The organism is Roseateles sp., assembly GCF_031397715.1.
Lineage (GTDB): Bacteria > Pseudomonadota > Gammaproteobacteria > Burkholderiales > Burkholderiaceae_C > Paucibacter_A.
Window position 1 is genome coordinate 1 of the sequence record NZ_JANNMI010000253.1, and the last position, 17,933, is coordinate 17,933.

The following is a 17,933-nucleotide window of genomic DNA, read 5'->3' on the forward strand; positions in this document are numbered from 1 at the left end:
GGGTTTCAGGCATCGCCAGCTTGGAGCCCTCGGTCAGCACACGTAACTTGGCACCTTGGCTGATGCCCATGCCGCCGCCCATCACCACGCCGTCCATCAGGGCGATATAGGGCTTGGCAAAGTTGTGGATCAAATGGTTGAGCGCGTATTCCTCGGTGAAGAAATCGCCCAGTGCAGGATCTTCCGCCAAGGCGGCACGGTGGAAGAAACGAATGTCGCCGCCGGCGCAAAATGCGGCCGGCTTGCCGGGCCGCCCGGCGCCGAGGATCACCACCGCTTCAATGGCGGGGTCCAGTGCCCAGGTCTTCAGCAAGACGGTGATATCGCGGATCATCGCCAGCGACAGCGCGTTCAGCGCCTCGGGGCGGTTCAAGGTGATCAGGCCCAAGCAGCCATTGGTTTGGGCCAGCAGCTGGCCGGCGGACTGAAGAACGGGTAGTTGCAGCACAGGCGAGTTCATGCCTCTCTCCGGGGAAATTGAGTCGGTGGGTGGGTCATTTTTCGGCTGCGGCCGGGCGCATTTCGCCAAGCCAGAATTTCATTGCCTGCCAAGGCCAGCAGCACCATAGCACCGCCGACCAGGGCGGCGGAAGACGGATCTTCCCCAGCCCAGACCCAGGCCCACAGCACGCCCAGCACCAGCTCCAGCTGCCCCAGCAAGGCCAGCTCCGGCGCGCTCAGCACGCGGCTCAGGCGCACGGCCAGCAAGCAGGGGATGGCGAGCTGAAACACACCCAGGCCGGCCAGCAAGCTGATGTCATGCCAGCTGGCCCGCAGGGGCCAGGCCAGCGGCAACATCGCCAGCGTCGAGATCAGCGCCCCGAATAGGACCGCCAGCGGCATGTCTTCGGCGGCCTTGTCGCTATTGCTGCCATGGCCAACATGCTGCAACACGCACCAGTTGACTGCGGCGGCCAGCGGCACGCCCAGGCCGACCAGCATGCCAAGCACGCCTTGACCGGTGGTTGTGGCCGCGCTTTGTCCAAGCTCATGGCCAAACATCCAGGCGATGCCGGCGCTGGCCAGCGCAATCGCCCACCAGGTGCGTGCCGGCATCTGCTGCTTCAGCACCAGGCGCGACAGCAGGGCCGTCAGCAGCGGACCTAACGCCATGGTCACCAGCACATTCGCAACGCTGGTCAGGCTCAGGGCGACCATGAAGGCGGTGAACATGACGGCCCAGCACAGGCCCGACAACCACACCAGCCGGGGCGCGTCGCGCAATTGCCGCCACAAAGCCGAACCGCGCAGCCAGCGCAGACCGATGATCAAAGCCAGCGCATTGAAACCGCTGCGCCAAAAGGTTAGCTCAAAGCCGCGCGCCGCCTCCAGATGCCGGGTGACCACCCCAGCTGTACTCCACAGCAGGGTGACCAACAACATCAGGTAGACGGCGCGACGGTGGCTCATAGCTCAGCTGCCGGGACCAAATCCATCCCAGCGCTGCTTTCAATCAACGCGAACTGCGCTTGCGCTCGCTCTCGGTCAGATAGCGCTTACGCAGACGCACGCTCTTGGGCGTGATCTCGACCAGCTCGTCGTCCTCTACGAACTCGACACCGTACTCCAGGGTCAGGTCGATCGGCGGCGTGATCTTGATCGCGTCTTCCTTGCCGCTGACGCGGAAGTTGGTCAGCTGCTTGGTGCGCGTCGCGTTGACGACCAGGTCGTTCTCGCGGCTGTGGATGCCGACGATCATGCCTTCATAAACAGGATCGTTCGGTTTCACGAACATGCGGCCACGGTCGTCCAGCTTGCCCAGCGCGTAGGTGAAGATTTCACCGGCGTCCATCGAAATCAGCACACCGTTCTTGCGGCCGGCAATGTCGCCCTTGTGGGCTTCGTAGCCGTCGAAGATGTTGCTGATCAAGCCCGAACCACGCGTCAAGTTCATGAACTCGTTGGAGAAACCGATCAGGCCACGGGCAGGGATGCGGTATTCCAGGCGCACGCGGCCACGGCCGTCCGGCTCCATATTGACCAGCTCGCCCTTGCGCTCGCCCAGCGCCTGCATGACGCCGCCCTGATGCGCTTCTTCGACGTCGGCAGTGACCATCTCGATAGGCTCATGCTTGACGCCAGCCACGTCGTGGAAGACCACGCGCGGCTTGCTGACGGCCAGCTCATAGCCTTCGCGGCGCATGTTCTCCAACAAAATGGTCAGGTGCAATTCGCCCCGGCCCATCACTTCGAAGATGCCGTCTTCGTCGGTTTCCGAGACGCGCAGCGCAACGTTGCTCTGCAGCTCTTTTTGCAGGCGGTCCCAGATCTGACGGCTGGTGACGAACTTGCCTTCGCGACCGGCCAGCGGGCTGGTGTTGACGCAGAAGTTCATCGTCAGCGTCGGCTCGTCGACCTTCAGCATCGGCAGGGGCATTGGCTGCAGAGCGTCGGTCACGGTAACGCCGATACCGATGCTGTCCAGACCGTTGATCAAGACGATGTCGCCGGGGCCGGCTTCGGTCACTTGCACGCGGTCCAGCCCTTGGAAGGTCAACACATTGTTGATGCGTCCCTTGGTGGCCTTGCCGTCCGGGCCTTCCATGACCATCACGTCCATGCCGGGCTTGATCGTGCCTTGGCCGATGCGGCCCACGCCGATGCGGCCGACAAAGGTCGAGTAGTCGAGTGCGGAAATTTGCAACTGCAGCGGTGCGGCTGGGTCGCCGGATTGGGCCGGCACATGGCTCAGCACGGTGTTGAACAGGGCCGACATATCGGGGCCCCACTGCTCACCGCGCTCACCCTCGACCAGCGAAGTCCAGCCGTTGATGCCGGAGGCATAGACTACGGGGAAGTCCAGCTGCTCATCGGTGGCGCCGAGCTTGTCGAACAAATCGAAGGTGGCGTTGATGACGGCATCAGGCTTGGCACCCGGCTTGTCAACCTTGTTGACCACAACGATGGGCTTCAACCCTAAGGCCAAGGCCTTCTTGGTCACGAAACGGGTTTGTGGCATCGGGCCTTCTTGCGCGTCGATCAGCAGCACCACGCCGTCAACCATCGACAGCGCGCGCTCGACTTCACCGCCGAAGTCCGCGTGACCGGGGGTGTCGACGATATTGATGTGGGTGCCTTCCCATGACACGGCGCAGTTCTTGGCCAGGATGGTGATGCCACGCTCGCGTTCGATGGCGTTGTTGTCCATCACCGTGTCGACGACTTTCTCGTGCTCGGCGAAGGTGCCGCTTTGACGCAGCAATTGGTCCACCATGGTGGTCTTGCCATGGTCAACGTGGGCAATGATGGCGATGTTTCGAATTTGCTTACTCATACGACACTTTCTAAAAATCTGCTATCGGTACTGTTGCTGGTACTCAGGAGGCTCTCCACCTCTTGGGTACTCAGTAATCGGTCGGCGATCAACTCGCCATCGGTGATGTGGGCGCTGCCAAGAAACTCACTTGGGGCGGGACCGTAGACCCGCACATGCGCTTTGTCTTCGTCGCTTTGGTCTGCGTTCAGGCGGCGCCGCAAACCGGTCAAAAAGCGGGCCGCCTCCGCGCTGTCCAAACGCAGCTCGGGCCAGTCCGCCAACAAGGAGTCCGGCGGGCGCAACAAGGCTTCCCGCTCGATCTCGGTCAGGGCCGCCAAGGCGTCCAGGCTGATCGCCTGAGCGACATTGAGCGGACCCGATCCGGTGCGGCGCAACGCGCTCAGCGAGGCGCCACAGCCCAACACGCGGCCGATATCCTCGGCCAAGGTGCGGATATAAGTGCCTTTGCTGCAGCGCACCGCGAGCGTCAGCTGCTCAGCTTGCCAGTCAACCATGTCAATCGAATGAATCGTGACGCGGCGCGAGGGCCGCTCGATGTGAATACCGGCTCGGGCGTATTCGTACAGCGGCCGGCCTTCATGCTTGAGCGCCGAGTACATCGGCGGCACTTGATCAATCGGGCCGGTGAACTGGCTACAAGCGGCCTCAATTTGCTCGCGTGTTACGGCGAGTGCCGCCGTCTCGTTGCGATCCAAGATCTCGCCCTCGGCGTCGCCAGTGGTCGTGGTCAAGCCCAAAAAAAGCGTCGCCTCGTAGGCCTTGTCGGCGTCCAGGCTGACCTGGCTGAACTTGGTTCCGGCGCCAAAACACAGCGGCAGCAAACCGGTCGCCAGCGGGTCCAGCGTGCCAGTATGGCCGGCCTTCTCCGCCCGCAGCAGCCATTTGGCTTTCTGCAGCGCGTCGTTGCTGGACAGGCCCAGGGGCTTGTCCAAGAGCAGCACACCGTGCACGGCACGGCGCACTTGCTTGACTCGCTGGGTTGGCACAGTCGTCATCGTTGCTGCTTACTCCGACGCCTCGGTCTTGCCAGCCGGCAAGTCGGAGTCTGGCGCAGCCGCCAATTCATCATCCAAAGCACGCGTCGCATTGGCCTTGTTGATCAAGGCGCTCAGCTCGGCAGCGCGCTCGATCGTGCGGTCGAAATGAAAATGCAGGCTCGGCACGGTGTGAATCTGCAACCGCTTAAACAAACCGTTACGCAAAAAGCCGGCCGCCTCGTTGAGCGCCTCGCCGGTCTCGACCGGGTCACCAACCAGCACCGAGAAGAACACTTTGGCATGCGCGTAGTCGGGCGTGACCTCAACGGCGTTGACCGTGGCCATGCCGATGCGTGGGTCCTTCAACTCACGAATCAGATCGGCCAGATCGCGTTGAATCTGGTCCGCCACGCGGAAAGACCGATTCGGTATTACTCGTTTATGTCGCATGCTGAACTCCTTGCCTGCCGCTTTTGGCTGCTTTCGCCACCCATCAAAAACAAACCCCGCCACTTTGGAGGGCGGGGTTTGCTCTGGCTGAGGGCAAATCCGCCTTAAAGCGTTCGGGCCACTTCCTTGACCTCGAAGAACTCCAGCTGGTCGCCCACGGCGATGTCGCTGTAATTCTTCAGCTTGATACCGCACTCGAAGCCTTCGCGGACTTCGCGCACATCGTCCTTCATGCGCTTGAGGGTGTCGATATCGCCGGTGTAGATCACCACGTTCTCACGCAGCAAGCGGAAGCGAGCCGAGCGATTCACCACACCCGAAGTCACCATACAACCGGCAATGGTGCCGATCTTGGTGGCCACAAAGACGGTGCGAATCTCGGCCAAGCCGATGATCTCTTCACGCTGTTCCGGCGCCAACATGCCGGTCATCGCTGCCTTCACTTCATCAACGGCGTCGTAAATGATGTTGTAGTAGCGCAGATCAACCGCATTGCCTTCGGCCAGCTTGCGGGCACCGGCATCGGCGCGCACATTGAAGCCGATGATGACGGCCTTGGAGGCGATCGCCAAGTTGACGTCCGACTCGCTGATACCGCCCACCGCCGCGTGCACGATCTGCACCTTGACTTCGGGGGTCGACAGCTTGAGCAAGGACGAGGCCAGCGCTTCTTGCGAACCCTGCACATCGCTCTTGATGATGATGCCCAAGGTCTGCACATCGCCGGCGCCCATGTTTTCGAACATGTTCTCCAGCTTGGAAGCCTGCTGACGCGACAACTTCACGTCACGGTACTTGCCCGAACGGAAGGTGGCGATTTCACGCGCCCGACGCTCGTCGCTCAGGACCATGAACTCATCACCGGCACGCGGCACTTCGGTCAGGCCTTGAATTTCGACCGGGATCGATGGGCCGGCTTCGGTTGAGGCCTTGCCGTCTTCGTCCAGCATGGCGCGCACACGGCCATAAGTAGAACCCGCCAGCACGACGTCGCCGCGCTTCAAGGTACCGGACTGCACCAGGATGGTGGCCACCGGACCGCGACCCTTGTCCAAGCGGGCTTCGATCACCAGGCCCTTTGCCATCGAGCTGACCGGCGCCTTCAATTCCAGCACCTCGGCCTGCAGCAACACTTGCTCCAGCAGCGCGTCGATGCCTTCGCCGGTCTTGGCGGATACACCGACAAAAGGCGTTTCGCCGCCAAATTCCTCGGGCACCACGCCCAGGGCAACCAGCTCGCCCTTCAGGCGTTCCAGGTTGGCACCCTGCTTGTCGATCTTATTCATCGCAACGACCAACGGCACACCGGCCGCCTTGGCGTGGTCAATCGCTTCCTTGGTCTGCGGCATCACGCCGTCGTCCGCCGCCACCACCAGGATGACGATGTCGGTCGCCGTGGCACCGCGCGCACGCATGGCGGTAAACGCCGCGTGACCCGGGGTGTCCAGGAAGGTGACCATGCCGCGTGGCGTCTCAACGTGATAAGCGCCGATATGCTGGGTAATGCCGCCCGCTTCGCCGGCAGCAACACGGGCCCGGCGGATGTAGTCCAACAGCGAGGTCTTGCCGTGGTCAACGTGACCCATCACCGTCACGACCGGCGCGCGCGTCACCGACTCATGCGCTTGCTCGGACGTCGTGCCCTCTTCTTCCAGGAAGGCATCCGGATCATCGAGTTTGGCCGCGAAGGCCATGTGGCCCATTTCTTCGACCAAAATCATGGCCGTTTCTTGGTCCAGCTGCTGGTTGATCGTGCACATCTGGCCGAGCTTCATCAAATGCTTGATGACCTCGGAGGCCTTGATGGACATCTTGTGCGCCAAGTCGGCCACCGAGATGGTCTCAGGGATGTGCACCTCTTGCACTTGCACATCGACCGGCGCGACAAAGGACGACGGGCCGCCACGGCGGTCACCGCCACGGTCAGGCGCGCCACGACGGCCACCTGCGCCACCACGGCTAGGCGCACGCCAAGCACCGGCGGCCGGACGCGCGCCGCCAGGCGCAGCCGGGCCGGCGGGCTTGACGCCGCCGCGCTTCTTGTCATCGGTCCAGGTCGAGGACAGCTTCTCCGACTTGACGGATTTTTTGTCACCCGGCTTGGCCGCACCCGGAGCAACCGGGGCGCCAGGAACGCCCGGTTTTTTATGAATGGTGCCGGTGATGGCTTCCTTGCTCGGCTCAGCGGGCTTGGGCTCATCTCTCTTCGCGATCATGACCTTTTTAGGGGCATTCATCATCGCGCGAATAGCGGCAGCTTCGGCTTCAGCGGCCTGACGGCGCCGCGCCAAATCGAGTTGCTTTTGCTTCTCTTCCACCACCACATCAACCGCTTTCACCACGCGCAGCGCAGGCTTGGCCGGCTCAATAGCAGCCACTGCTGCCGGAGCGGGTGTCGGCACAGCCGCTACGACCGGAGCGGGCGCGACCACCGGAGCGACAGGAGCAGGCGTCGGGGCGGCCATAGGTGCCGACCGCGAAGCCGCCGCCGCTCTGTTGATAGCAGCAGCTTCCTTGGCCACCGATTCAGCGGTGGGCCGAGGTGCTTTTGGCGCCTTGGTCGCCGCCTTGGCAGCAGCGGCATCGGCCGCTGCACGAGTTGCCGCTTCCTCTGCAACGCGAGCGTCGGCTGCGGCCTTCTCTTGGCGACGCAGGTCTTCCGCTTCGCGGGCGACGCGGTCTACTGCTTCGCGCACAAGCACTCGCGCGGCGAGGTCCTGTTCTTGCTGACGCAGCGAAGCGGCTTGAGCCTGAGCTTCCACTTCACGCCTGTGCAATTCGGCCTCTTCGGCGGCAGCAACCGCAGCGTCTTCAACGCCCGCTGTGCCGTCGAGTTTCACGAAGGTTCGCTTCTTGCGTGTCTCCACAGGGATCACGCGCGACTTGCCGCTGGCATCGGCCTGCTTGATCTCGCTGGTTGTCTTGCGGGTCAGCGTGATCTTTTTACGATCGGCACCGCCGGTACCGTGCGAGGTGCGCAGGTGGTCGAGCAGACGTTCTTTGTCGGCTTCGTTCAAGACGTCTTCGGTAGACGCCATCTTGACGCCCGCAGCATGCAGCTGCTCAAGCAGTGTGTCCGCTGGCTTTTGAAGCTCTGCGGCAAACTGGGCGACGGTGGTCACAGCCATTGTTGAATCCTTAACTTATGCGTTCGGTGCTGGGCGAATATTGGTTTTTACTGATGGAGCCGCAGGGCTCAAGCAGTGAACCAATGCTCGCGGGCCTTCATGATCATGGTGCGGGCCAAGCCCTCATCCATGCCAGCGAGTTCAACGAGTTCGTCGACGGCCAAATCGGCCAAATCGTCGCGGGTATGAATGTCGCCAGCGGAGAGTTTTGCAACCAGTTCAGGCGTCATGCCTTCCAGGTCACGCAGGTCTTGGGACACGTCCTCGACCTTCTCTTCGCGGGCAATCTCCATGGTCAACAAGGCATCCTTCGCTCGGGTGCGCAACTCATTGACCGTGTCCTCGTCGAAGGCCTCAACTTCCAGCATTTCCTGCATCGGCACATAGGCCACTTCTTCCAGGCTGGTAAAACCCTCGGCGATCAAGATGTCGGCGACTTCCGCATCCACATCGAGCTTCTCGATGAAGAGCTTGCGCACCGACTCTGATTCCTGTTCATGTTTCACAGCCGATTCCTCGGCCGACATGATGTTGATGCGCCAGCCCGTCAACTCCGACGCCAAGCGCACATTTTGACCACCGCGGCCGATGGCGATGGCGAGGTTTTCCTCGTCCACCACCACGTCCATGGCGTGGCGCTCTTCATCAACAACGATCGACTGCACATTGGCCGGAGCCAGGGCGCCAATAACAAACTGAGCTGGATCTTCGGACCAAAGCACGATGTCGACACGCTCGCCGGCCAACTCATTCGTCACACCGTTGACACGCGATCCGCGCACGCCGACGCAGGTGCCGATCGGGTCAACCCGCTTGTCATGCGATAGCACGGCCAGCTTGGCACGCGAGCCGGCATCACGAGCGCAGCTCTTGATCTCCAGCAGGCCCTGCTCAATCTCAGGTACTTCCTGAGCGAACAACTCGGTCATGAAGGACGGCGCATTGCGCGACAACATGATCTGCGGGCCGCGTTGGGTTGGATCGATACCGAGAATCACCGCACGCACGCGGTCGCCGGTGCGCAGATTTTCCTTAGGAATCATCTCGCTGCGCTTCAGGCGGCCTTCAATCCGGCCGGACTCGGCAATGATGTCGCCCTTGTCCAGGCGCTTGACGGTGCCGACAAAAATCTGCTCGCCACGGGCCAAGAAGTCGTTCAACAACTGCTCACGCTCGGCATCGCGAATCTTCTGCAGAATCACTTGCTTGGCGGCTTGCGCACCGATACGACCGATGGGCACCGAGTCGATCGGCTCTTCGATGTGATCCTCCACCTCGATATCGGCAATCTGCTCTTGCGCCTCGAACAGCAGGATTTCTGCGTCCGGATTCTGCAAACCAGCCTCGTTGGGAACCACATGCCAGCGACGGAAGGTCTCGTAGGCCCCTGACTCGCGGTCCACAGACACGCGAATATCAGCTTCGCCGCCACACAGCTTCTTGGTGGCCGAAGCCAACGCCGCTTCCACAGCACCAAACACGACGTCAAGCTCGACGCTCTTCTCGCGAGAAATCGCGTCCACCAACATCAACAGTTCGCGGTTCATTGATCAGGACCTCCGTCTACTTTGTCATCTTCGCGCTCGGCCTTGGCCCGCTTCGGCTTCTTGGCCGGCTCTGGCTTCACGCCGCGGCCCTTGAAACTCACCACCGCCACCAAACGGGCCTCGCGCAGTTCCTCAAGGGCAAAATCCAAGGCCTGATCGGCCTTGCCATCATTAAAAACTATGCGCCAAGCGTCGGCGGGCGGCGCTTGCACAGCAGCGCCTTCGGCTTCGACCTTGACAACTTCAACGCCCTCAATCGGCGGCTGCGCAGCCAGCACGCCCTGGTACTTCTTGCGCCCCTGGAACGGCATGCGCAGGGTGATCTCAATCTCCTCACCCACAAAACGGGCGTAGTCGGCCGCCTTCTTCAAGGGACGATCCAGCCCCGGAGAGGACACCTCAAGGCGCTCATAGGGGCAAGCCTCGACTTCCAGCAGGTACTGCAGCTGACGCGTCACGCGTTCGCAATCTTCCACGCCGATCAACTCACCGGCCAGGGCAAACTCAGGCAACTTGTCAATGTACACGCGCACCAAACCGGCTGGACTGCGCTCGCAATCCACCAAGTCGTAACCCAAACCGGTTACCGTTTTTTCAACAGCTTCTTGCCAATTCATGCGCGGTCTATTTTCTTGTTTCTAACAATGATGCGTGGCGATTCGAATTTTAGGCAATAGATGTTTCAAGCAAAAAAAATGGGCTGGATGAATCCGCCCAATTCCCCACTCGGAATTCCACTCGCTTCTGCCGACCCTTGAATCAATCCAAGCCGTCGCAATGCAACAAAGCCGAGACAACCATTCAAGTACATCAGATTCAACTTACCAGCAAGCCGAGCATTCAGGCCTACCAAGCGAAGCAGGGATTGTACTATGCAAGCAGACCCCCGACAAGAGACAAGCTTGCTAATACGCTGAGCCGTGCGAAAATCGTTGATTGTTTCAAATCAAAGGAGCCACTATGGGATTTCTGGCAGGCAAGCGATTGCTGATCACGGGCCTTCTGTCCAACCGATCCATCGCTTACGGCATTGCTAAGGCTTGCCACCGCGAGGGTGCGGAGCTGGCATTCAGCTATCAAGGTGAGCGATTCAAGGATCGCATCACCGAATTTGCCGCCGAGTTTGATTCCAAGCTCATTTTTGATTGCGACGTTTCCGATGACGCGCAGATGGAGGCGCTGTTCAAGGGCTTGGGCGAGGCCTGGCCAGAGTTCGATGGCTTCGTGCACTCAATTGGCTTTGCACCCCGGGATGCGATTGCGGGCGACTTCCTGGACGGGCTGACGCGCGAGAATTTCCGCATCGCCCACGACATTTCGGCCTATAGCTTCCCCGCCATGGCCAAGCTGGCGTCACCGCGCCTGCGTGCCGGTGCGGCCCTGCTGACCTTGTCCTACCTGGGTGCCGCCCGTTATGTGCCGAACTACAACACCATGGGCCTGGCCAAGGCGTCGCTGGAAGCCAGCGTGCGCTATCTGGCGCAGTCTATGGGCAAGCGCGGGATTCGGGTCAACGGCCTCTCGGCCGGCCCGATCAAGACCCTGGCCGCATCGGGCATCAAGGACTTCGGCAAGCTGCTGACCCAATTTGCCGCCAACACGCCGATCCGCCGCAACATCACGATCGAGGATGTCGGCAATGTGGCGGCCTTCTTGTTGTCCGACTTGGCTGCCGGCATCAGTGCCGAGATCACCTATGTGGACGGCGGTTACAGCCAAGTGGCCTTGACCGACGAAGCTTGAGTTTCTGCTGTACAAACAAAAAGGGACCCGCGGGTCCCTTTTTTGGGTCTGAAATCCAGCGTCAGTCGGCCTGCACGCAGTCTACAAAGTAGCTTGAGCGACCATCCTCGCCCTTCACTTCAACCAGCCCGTGCACATCGGTGGAGAAGCCCGGGAACTTGGCATTGAAATCACGCGTGAACTTCAAATAATCAACAATCTTTTTGTTGAAACGTTCGCCCGGAATCAGCAGGGGAATGCCCGGCGGATACGGCGTCAACAGCACCGTCGTGACGCGCCCTTCCAGCTCATCAATCGGCACCCGCTCGGTGCGGCGATGCGCAATGTAGGCGTAGGCATCGCTGGGCTTCATGGCCGGGTGCAGATCGGACAAATAGACCTCGGTGGTCAGCCGCGCAATATCTCCCTGGGCATACATGCCGTGGATGTTCTGGCACAGGTCGCGTAAGCCCAGCCGCTCATAGCGCGGATGAGCCGCTGCAAACTCCGGCAGGATACGCCAGATCGGCGCATTCCGGTCGTAGTCGTCCTTGAACTGCTGCAGCGCCGTCAACAGCGTGTTCCAGCGCCCCTTGGTGATGCCAATCGTGAACAAGATGAAGAAGCTATAGAGCCCGGTCTTCTCCACCACCACACCATGCTCGGCCAAAAACTTGGTCACGATGGAAGCCGGGATGCCGGTTTCGGCAAACTTGCCGCTCATGTCCATGCCGGGCGTGATGATGGTGGACTTGATCGGGTCCAGCATATTGAAGCCGGCCGCGATCTTGCCAAAGCCATGCCACTTTTCGTTCGCCTTGAGCATCCAATCGGCCGGCTTGCCGAAGCCCTCTTCGGTCAACTTGTCCGGGCCCCAGACCTTGAACCACCAGTCTTTGCCGTATTCGGCATCGACCTTGCGCATCGCGCGGCGGAAGTCCAGCGCCTCGGAAATGCTCTCTTCCACCAAGGCCGTGCCGCCGGGCGGCTCCATCATGGCGGCCGCCACATCGCAGCTCGCAATGATCGAGTACTGCGGGCTGGTCGAGGTGTGCATCAGATAGGCTTCATTGAACAAATGCTTGTCCAACTTGACGTTTTGCGAGTCCTGCACCAAGACCTGCGATGCCTGACTCAGACCGGCCAACAGCTTGTGGGTGGACTGGGTGGCGTAGACCATCGCCGTCTTCGGGCGCGGGCGGTTCTTGCCCATCGCATGGTAAGACCCATAAAACGTATGGAAGGCCGCATGCGGCAACCATGCCTCATCGAAATGCAGCGTGTCGATCCAGCCGTCCAGCTTCTTCTTGATTGTCTCGGTGTTGTAGAGCACGCCGTCATAGGTCGACTGGGTCAGCGTCATGATGCGCGGTTTGACCGTCTTGACGTCGACGCCCTTGAGCAGCGGGTTCTTGGCAATCTTTTTGCGAATTGCATCCGGCGAAAACTCGCTCTCCGGGATCGGGCCGATGATGCCGTAGTGATTGCGTGTCGGCGTCATGAAGACGGGCACCGCGCCGGTCATGATGATGGCGTGCAAGATGCTCTTGTGGCAATTGCGGTCGACCACCACAACGTCGCCCGGCGCCACCGTGTGGTGCCAGACCATCTTGTTGGAAGTCGAGGTGCCGTTGGTGACAAAGAAACAATGATCGGCATTGAAGATACGCGCGGCATTTTTCTCCGAGGCCGCCACCGGGCCGGTGTGGTCGAGCAACTGCCCCAACTCTTCGACCGCATTGCAGACGTCGGCGCGCAGCATGTTCTCGCCGAAAAATTGGTGGAACATCTGCCCGACAGGGCTCTTCAAAAATGCCACGCCGCCGCCGTGCCCGGGGCAATGCCAGGAGTAAGAACCGTCCTGTGCATAGTCCATCAGCGCCTTGAAGAACGGCGGTGCCAGGCCGTCGAGATAGCTCTTGGCCTCGCGGATGATGTGGCGCGCGACAAACTCGGGCGTGTCCTCGAACATATGAATGAAACCATGCAGCTCACGCAAAATGTCGTTGGGCAGATGTTGCGAGGTGCGCGTCTCGCCGTAGATATAAATTGGGATGTCGGCGTTCTTGAAGCGAATTTCTTCAATGAACTTGCGCAGCGACAGCACCGCCGGGTCCAGCTCCGGCCCGGGCGTGAACTCCTCGTCGTCGATCGACAAGATGAAGGCACTGGCGCGGCTTTGCTGCTGCGCGAACTGACTCAAATCGCCATAACTGGTGGCCCCCAGCACCTCGAAGCCCTCCTTCTGAATCGCGTCGGCCAGCGCGCGAATACCCAAGCCCGAAGTGTTCTCGGAGCGATAGTCCTCGTCGATGATGACGATGGGAAAACGAAAACGAAGCATCGTGAGCCTCCAGGGCTGGGACAGAGAAAAAATGAAAGGCGCGAAGTGTAGAGCCAAGTACGTCGGGAACGGCAGTTACGCCAAATTTATACGCAAAAACCCACCTCGATCGCCGCTCGGATGGGGGCGATACACTCGATCGACATCATGATTCAAAGGGAGTGACATGGCGATGACTCTGGCCAGTACATGGTGGGTAGCTTGCGGCGTTTTGGTCGCCATGGAGCTGAGCACCGGAACATTCTATTTACTGATGCTGGCGCTGGGCTGCGCCGCAGGCGCCGTGGCCGCCCATCTGGGTTTGGATGAGTCCGGTCAGATGTTGGCGGCCGCCCTGATCGGCGGCGCTGCGGTGGCGGCTTGCTATCTGGCCCGGCGCAACAGCAAGGGAGCGCTGCCGGCCGGGGCCAATGCCAACTTCAATATGGACATTGGCCGCAGCGTGGAAGTTGAAAGTTGGACGCCCGACGGCGCCGCCAGCGTCAAGTATCGCGGCGCAGTTTGGCAGGCCCGCTGCATAGGCAGCGCGGCGCCGACACCGGGTCGCTACGTCATCCGAGCGATTGAAGGCAGCTGCCTGCTGCTCGACCACTAAACAACAACAGAGGGAGTGAGTATGGAATTTGCAATCGTCTTGCTGGTCGTCGCGGCCGTCTTCATCGTTCAGTCGATCAAGGTCGTGCCACAACAAAACGCCTGGGTGGTCGAGCGCCTGGGCAAGTACCACGGCACCTTGACGCCGGGCCTGAATTTCCTCTGGCCCTTTGTGGACAGACTGGCCTACAAGCATTCCCTGAAGGAGATCCCGCTCGATGTGCCCAGCCAGGTCTGCATCACCAAGGACAACACGCAACTGACGGTCGACGGCATTCTCTATTTTCAGGTCACCGACGCCATGCGTGCCAGCTACGGCTCCAGCAATTTCATCGTCGCCATCACGCAACTGGCCCAAACCACCTTGCGCTCGGTGATTGGCCGCATGGAGCTGGACCGCACTTTTGAAGAACGCGACATCATCAACAGCTCGGTCGTGCAAGCCCTGGACGAGGCCGCTTTGAACTGGGGCGTCAAGGTCTTGCGCTACGAGATCAAGGATTTGACGCCGCCCGCCGTCATCCTGCACGCCATGCAGGCACAAATCACCGCCGAGCGCGAAAAGCGTGCGCTGATCGCAGCATCAGAAGGCCGCCGCCAGGAGCAAATCAATATTGCAACCGGTGCCCGGGAAGCTGCCATTGCCCGCTCCGAAGGCGACAAGCAAGCCGAGATCAACAAGGCTGTCGGTGAAGCCGCAGCGATCACGGCGGTGGCCGACGCCACCGCCGACGCGATTCGCAAGATTGCAGCAGCCATCGAGCAACCGGGTGGCGAACAAGCGGTTCAACTGAAGGTGGCGGAGAAAGCGGTGGACGCCTTCGCTCTCTTGGCCAAGGCCAACAACACCATGATCGTGCCGGGCAATATGAGTGAAGTCGCCGGCCTGATCGGCACGGCCATGGCCTTGATGAAGGGCGCCGCCCCCAAGGTTTGAGCCCAAAGAATGACAAATTCGACCCGAGTAGGTAGGCAGTTAGCCATTCCAAGCCCCTTGAGCGGGTCGAATTCCCGTAAAAGTGCGCTATGATGGAAGGCTTCGGAGAGGTGGATGAGCGGTTTAAGTCGCACGCCTGGAAAGCGTGTGTGGGTTTATCCCCACCGCGGGTTCGAATCCCGCCCTCTCCGCCAGTAGTCAAGAAAGCCTGAAAAGTGAGTCAAATCAATGACTTAGCTCTTCAGGCTTTTTTCATTTCTACAGTGCGTTTCTACAGTTTGGCACCCTCCCCATCCGGGAACCATCCCCGTTTGATAACTGTGTGACCACCTGGGATGTTGGCGCCGACCGAATATTGAGCCACCGTGCCGACTGAATATTGAGCCAGGCAAACGTGCCGGCTTTTGAAGCCCGGCTGTGGATAAGTGTAGGTCTTGTGGCTCTTGCTTGACCTCCTTCGTGTGCTGAAGCTGGTTCTCAATCAGTCCGTTTTAGCCTCTTCCGGCGGTTCCGTCTTGCCGCCTTTGCGGGCTTGCTCCCTGGCCTTGATGCGGGTCTTCGCGACCGCTGAGCTGTGCAGCAAGCGGTAGCTTTCGTTGCCGGTCTCGACGATGTGGCAGTGATGCGTGAGCCGGTCCAGCAGCGCTCTGGTCATCTTCGCGTCGCCAAACACGCTGGACCATTCGGCGAAGTCCAGGTTGGTTGTGATCAGGATGCTGGTGTGCTCGTACAGCTTGCTCAGCAAATGGAACAGCAAGGCCCCGCCGGCTTGGCTGAAGGGCAAGTAGCCCAGTTCATCAAGAATGACCAAGTCCATCCGCAACAAACTGGTGGCGATGCGCCCGGCCTTGCCTTGCGCCTTCTCCTGCTCCAGCGCGTTGACCAGATCAACCGTCGAATAGAAGCGCACGCGTTTGCCATGTTTGGTGATGCCGGCCACGCCGATGGCGATGGCCAGATGCGTCTTGCCGGTGCCGGGTCCACCCACCATCACGACGTTATGCGCAGCCTCAGTGAACTTCGCTTCGGTCAGCTGAAGGATCAGCTTATGGTCCACCTCGGTGCCATCGAAGTTGAAGCCGGCTAGGTCGCGGTGGAGCGGGAACTTGGCCGCATGCATCTGGTGGCTGACCGAGCGTAGCGCCCGGTCGGCGGCCTCGGCTTGCAGCAAATGCTCCAGCAGCCAGCGCGAATTCTGCGGCCCGGCTCCACCGCCAAGCTCTGCGCCACCGCTCTCGCTTTGTTCCAGCAAATCAGCCCAGGCGCCGGCCATGCCGTTCAAGCGCAGTTGCTTGAGCTCGACCACCACATCACGCTTCATGGTGCACCTCCTCGCTGCCTAGCTTGTCGCGCAGGCGGTCATACGGCTCGGTGTCGCTGCAGACCGGCTTAGTGACCTGCAACACGCCGTCTACGGGCGCCGGTGCTGCCGGCTCATTCAAGCGGCTCAGCACATTGATCACATGCTCCACGCTGACGCGCCCCGACGGCGGCAGCTTCTCCAACGCCAATTCCACCGCCACCAAGACGTTCTCCAGCCCCGCCTTCGGTACGATGGCCAGCACTCGCGCCATCACGCGATCACCGCCGTCCTCGCGCAGCAAGCCCCGGCGCAGCTTCTGCAGCGGCTCGGGCAGATCGCTGAACGGTGCGCCGTTTCTCAAGGCACCGGGCTTTCGCTCCAGCAGCGGCACATAGTGCTGCCAGTCGTAGCGGGTCTGCCCACGGTCCGACAGCCGCTCGTGCCGGGCCACCACGGCGTCATCCGCCACCACGACGACCTGGTTCGGATACAGCCTGGCGCTGACCCGCTGGCCGGCCCACTCGCAGGGCACCGAATAGCGATTGCGCGCCATCGTCACCAAGCAGGTACTGCTCACCCGCGATGGCTTCTCAACGTAACCATCAAACGCTGCGGGCATTGGCATCAGGTGCAAGCGCTCATGCTCCAGCATCTCGGCCACGCTGAACTGCTCATGCACCGGGTGCCGAACCTCATCCCACAACGTCCGGCAGCGCGCCGCCAACCAGACATTGAGCTCGACGAAGGAGCCAAAGCGCTGCTGGGCGGCATCAATCCAGATGCGCCGCCGGCTGTCCTGCACATTCTTCTCAACCACGCCTTTCTCCCAGCCCGAGGCCACATTGCAAAAGTCGGGGTCGAACAGATAGTGCGCGCACATCACCCCGAAGCGCTCGTTGACGACCCGGCCCTTGCCCTTCAAGACCTTGTCCACGGCCGTCTTCATGTTGTCGTAGATGCCGCGCTTGGCCACGCCGCCCAAGGCTGCAAAGCTGCGCGTATGGGCATCGAACAGCATCTCGTGACCCTGGCTCGGGTAGGCGACGAGCCAGAACGCCCGACTGGCACATAACTTCATATGCGAGACCTGCAGACGGTAGTAAATGCCGCCGATCACTAAACCCTCTTCGCTCCAGTCGAACTGGAACGCCTCGCCCAATTCGAACGACAGCGGCACAAAGGCATTCACCAAAGCGGCCTGGCCAACGCCCAGCCGCCATTCGCGGATGAAGTCGGTGAGGCGTGAATAGCCGCCTTCGTAACCGGCGGCCTTGACCTCGGCGAACAAGGCCCGGGCCGTACGGCGCTCATGCCTGGGACGATGCGCGTCGGCCTTCAAAGCCAACTTGATCGCCTCGTGGAAAGCGGTCAGCTTGTTGGGCTGCTCGGCTCGGCGGTACTTGGGGCAAGTTGACGGCGACGGGGCATCCAGCCACTTCGCCACCGTGTTGCGGGCGATGCCCGTTGTGCGAGAAATCTCGCGCTTCGACTTCTTGTCTCGGCTATGCAAACGCCGGATCTTGCCAATCATGTCCATGGTGATCACTCCTTGCACCCCGCCGCTTAAAAAAGCAGCAGAGTAGGTGAAACACCTGGCTCAATTTTGGGTCGGCACAACCCCTAAAAGTGGCTCAATATTCGGTCGGCGCCAACA

14 protein-coding genes and 1 tRNA gene are annotated in these 17,933 nt (G+C 60.8%); 4 read left to right on the plus strand and 11 right to left on the minus strand.

Annotated features, from left to right (window positions below):
* The 8 genes from RMO57_RS11070 to rimP all read right to left on the minus strand — a co-directional run.
* Positions 1-460, minus strand: a 460-nt coding sequence (locus tag RMO57_RS11070; protein WP_310386595.1) for an enoyl-CoA hydratase/isomerase family protein, incomplete at its 3' end; no start/stop codon positions are given.
* Positions 457-1,410, minus strand: coding sequence for a DMT family transporter (locus RMO57_RS11075; RefSeq protein ID WP_310386598.1), 954 nt, complete (start codon positions 1,408-1,410; stop codon positions 457-459). The genes RMO57_RS11075 and RMO57_RS11070, both read right to left, overlap by 4 nt.
* A 43-nt stretch (positions 1,411-1,453) precedes the next feature.
* A complete protein-coding gene (typA, locus tag RMO57_RS11080; RefSeq protein ID WP_310386600.1) occupies positions 1,454-3,274 on the minus strand; it encodes a translational GTPase TypA in 1,821 nt (606 codons plus the stop codon).
* Positions 3,271-4,272, minus strand: coding sequence for a tRNA pseudouridine(55) synthase TruB (gene truB / locus RMO57_RS11085; protein WP_310386602.1), 1,002 nt, complete (start codon positions 4,270-4,272; stop codon positions 3,271-3,273). The genes typA and truB overlap by 4 nt, the downstream gene beginning before the upstream one ends.
* A 9-nt stretch (positions 4,273-4,281) precedes the next feature.
* Positions 4,282-4,704: a 30S ribosome-binding factor RbfA gene (gene rbfA, locus RMO57_RS11090; protein ID WP_310386604.1), complete on the minus strand. Its 423-nt coding sequence runs from the start codon at positions 4,702-4,704 to the stop codon at positions 4,282-4,284.
* Positions 4,705-4,808: 104 nt separating this feature from the next.
* Positions 4,809-7,832 carry a translation initiation factor IF-2 gene (gene infB / locus RMO57_RS11095; RefSeq protein WP_310386606.1) on the minus strand — a complete coding sequence of 1,008 codons (3,024 nt, stop codon included), beginning with the start codon at positions 7,830-7,832 and terminating at the stop codon, positions 4,809-4,811.
* A gap of 68 nt (positions 7,833-7,900) precedes the next feature.
* Positions 7,901-9,379 carry a transcription termination factor NusA gene (nusA, locus tag RMO57_RS11100; protein WP_310386608.1) on the minus strand — a complete coding sequence of 493 codons (1,479 nt, stop codon included), beginning with the start codon at positions 9,377-9,379 and terminating at the stop codon, positions 7,901-7,903.
* On the minus strand, positions 9,376-9,996 hold the full coding sequence (gene rimP / locus RMO57_RS11105; protein ID WP_310386610.1) for a ribosome maturation factor RimP: 621 nt from the start codon (positions 9,994-9,996) through the stop codon (positions 9,376-9,378). The genes nusA and rimP overlap by 4 nt, the downstream gene beginning before the upstream one ends.
* 343 nt (positions 9,997-10,339) lie before the next feature.
* Between rimP and fabI the strand changes: the two genes are divergently transcribed.
* Complete coding sequence (gene fabI / locus RMO57_RS11110) at positions 10,340-11,122, plus strand: enoyl-ACP reductase FabI (protein WP_310386613.1); 783 nt, start codon at positions 10,340-10,342, stop codon at positions 11,120-11,122.
* Between the two features lie 61 nt (positions 11,123-11,183).
* Here the strand turns inward: fabI and RMO57_RS11115 are convergent, their stop codons facing one another.
* Positions 11,184-13,445, minus strand: a complete 2,262-nt coding sequence (locus RMO57_RS11115) for an arginine/lysine/ornithine decarboxylase (RefSeq protein WP_310386615.1) — start codon at positions 13,443-13,445, stop codon at positions 11,184-11,186.
* 166 nt (positions 13,446-13,611) lie between these two features.
* Here RMO57_RS11115 and RMO57_RS11120 point away from each other — a divergent pair, with 166 nt between their 5' ends.
* The 3 genes from RMO57_RS11120 to RMO57_RS11130 all read left to right on the plus strand — a co-directional run bounded on the left by RMO57_RS11120 (position 13,612) and on the right by RMO57_RS11130 (position 15,170).
* Positions 13,612-14,040 carry an NfeD family protein gene (locus tag RMO57_RS11120; protein ID WP_310386617.1) on the plus strand — a complete coding sequence of 143 codons (429 nt, stop codon included), beginning with the start codon at positions 13,612-13,614 and terminating at the stop codon, positions 14,038-14,040.
* 21 nt (positions 14,041-14,061) lie between these two features.
* Entirely contained in the window at positions 14,062-14,976 is a 915-nt protein-coding gene (locus RMO57_RS11125) for a stomatin-like protein (protein ID WP_310386618.1), read from the plus strand.
* A gap of 104 nt (positions 14,977-15,080) precedes the next feature.
* A tRNA-Ser gene (locus tag RMO57_RS11130) sits at positions 15,081-15,170 on the plus strand.
* 287 nt (positions 15,171-15,457) lie between these two features.
* Here the strand turns inward: RMO57_RS11130 and istB are convergent.
* Together istB and istA are read right to left on the minus strand one after the other, a co-directional pair.
* On the minus strand, positions 15,458-16,297 hold the full coding sequence (gene istB / locus RMO57_RS11135) for an IS21-like element helper ATPase IstB (RefSeq protein WP_310386619.1): 840 nt from the start codon (positions 16,295-16,297) through the stop codon (positions 15,458-15,460).
* On the minus strand, positions 16,287-17,816 hold the full coding sequence (gene istA, locus RMO57_RS11140; RefSeq protein WP_310386621.1) for an IS21 family transposase: 1,530 nt from the start codon (positions 17,814-17,816) through the stop codon (positions 16,287-16,289). The genes istB and istA overlap by 11 nt, the downstream gene beginning before the upstream one ends.
* Positions 17,817-17,933: the final 117 nt, after the last annotated feature.